This is a genomic window from Ensifer adhaerens (assembly GCF_002007205.1).
GTDB lineage: Bacteria > Pseudomonadota > Alphaproteobacteria > Rhizobiales > Rhizobiaceae > Ensifer > Ensifer adhaerens_D.
On the sequence record NZ_LAZS01000017.1, the window covers coordinates 1 to 1,738 of the forward strand.

Annotated in this window: 1 protein-coding gene and 1 pseudogene; both read right to left on the minus strand. The window is 62.7% G+C overall.

The window, feature by feature from the left end; genetic code table 11:
- The coding region (locus XB14_RS32350; protein WP_234804216.1) for a cache domain-containing protein at nucleotides 1–1,143 on the minus strand (1,143 nt) is incomplete at its 3' end.
- A 332-nt stretch (nucleotides 1,144–1,475) separates the two neighbouring features.
- Nucleotides 1,476–1,738, minus strand: a pseudogene (locus XB14_RS32355) (chemotaxis protein); the annotation flags it as partial.

Genomic DNA, 1,738 nt, shown 5'->3' on the forward strand with positions numbered 1-1,738 from the left:
CTGCATCTTGGCGATGGTCGCGTCGCGCAGAACCCGCAACGACCGGGCGAGATCGCCGATTTCGTCCTTGCGCTCGGCTTCCGACAGGTCGACGTCGGTCTCGCCGGCAGCAATCTGGCCGGTGACACCAATGACATTGGCGACGCGCTTGCGGAAGCGGGTTGCGAGTGTCCAGCCGACGATGATCATGATGGCGGCGGCAACGGCGATGACGGCAATCGAGATCATCGCAAGGTGTGACAGGCCGGCAAAAACCGTCGCCTCCGGAACGGACACCACGACGTACCAGACGGTGTCCGGCAGCAGATTGACGGGCACCGCGACGGCGAGATGCCCGGCGCCATCGGTATGCTTCAGCGCGAAAGCCCGGCCGGTATGGCTCAAGAGGTCGCCCCAGCCCTCGCCCTGCAGCGGCGTGTCCTTCAGCACCTTGCCGAGCACCTTTGCGTCCGGGTGGCTGATGATGCTGCCATCCTTGCTGAGCAATGAGACGAAACCGGTGCCGAAGGGTTTCAGCTTGGCGAGTTCGGTCGAGAGTTCGCCGAGCGCCATGTCGACGCCGACCACACCGATGAAGGCGCCGTCCTTCTTGAGCGGCACCATGATCGAGGTCATCAGCACGTCCTTGCCGTTGATCGGGTAGACATAGGGCTCGGTGACCATATCGAGACCGGTCTTCTTCGGGATCTGGTAGTAGTCGCCGGGACCCGGCTTGTCGTAGTCGGCCAGCGCCTCGTGGATCACCTTGTCGCCGGAGCGGGCGATGTAGGGAACGAAGCGGCCGGTCGCATCATGGCCGGGCTTGCCGACGAACTCTGCATCCTTGCCATCAAAGGCGTTCGGCTCCCAGCCGGTGCTCATGCCGACGGCAAGCGGGTTATCGACGATCCAGCGCTTCATCAGGGTTTCGATTTCGGCGCGCGACGGCTCGCCCGTGCCCTTCACCGCATAGAGGGCGGAGCGGATGTTGTTTGCGAGCGTCTTTCCTTCGGCGAACTTCGTCTCGACGCTGCGCGCGCTTGCCGAGGCCGCATTGGTCATCTCGGCGATGCTGCGCTCACGCAGTTGCTGGTAGGAGAGCCAGAAGACGACGGCGGCGGTGACCATGGAGGTCAGAAGGCCGGTCATAACGATGGCGAACATGTTTCTTGCCGTTGCAGTCTTTAGGATCACCGTATGTCTCCCCTCGCGCCTCCGCCGTTGCGGTCGTGCGCGGCCAAATCATCGATTGCGTGGCGGGCACGCTGAGCATTGGGACAGGTGTCTGGAACACATCGCGATGATGAATGCCTGGAGGCGACGTGCGGGGCGAAGTCATTTCGCGGCGATGAAACGGTATGCGCGACCGCTTTATCAAAGCTTAAGAAACAAGAGGATGAATCGCGATCCTGCAGTGAAAAGCGAGAATCCTGATGCAGTGCGCAAAGAAAAGGCCCGGTCGCCCGGGCCTTTTGCTTGTCGAATGGCGGCGAAGGCTAGGCTGCCCGGCGGCGGTGGTTGGTCGCTGCCGCGTAAACGCCTTGCGTATCGCCGAGGTTGAACTGGGCGAGCAGCGCGTTGAGCGAGGCGGCCTCCGAAGCAAGCCCATGGCTTGCAGCGGTCTGCTCCTCGACCATCGCCGCGTTCTGCTGCGTGCCCTGGTCCATGGTGTTGACTGCCGTGTTGATCTCCTGGAGACCGGTCGACTGTTCGCGCGTCGCCGTCACGATCGCGCTCACATGCTTGTTGATCTCCTGGA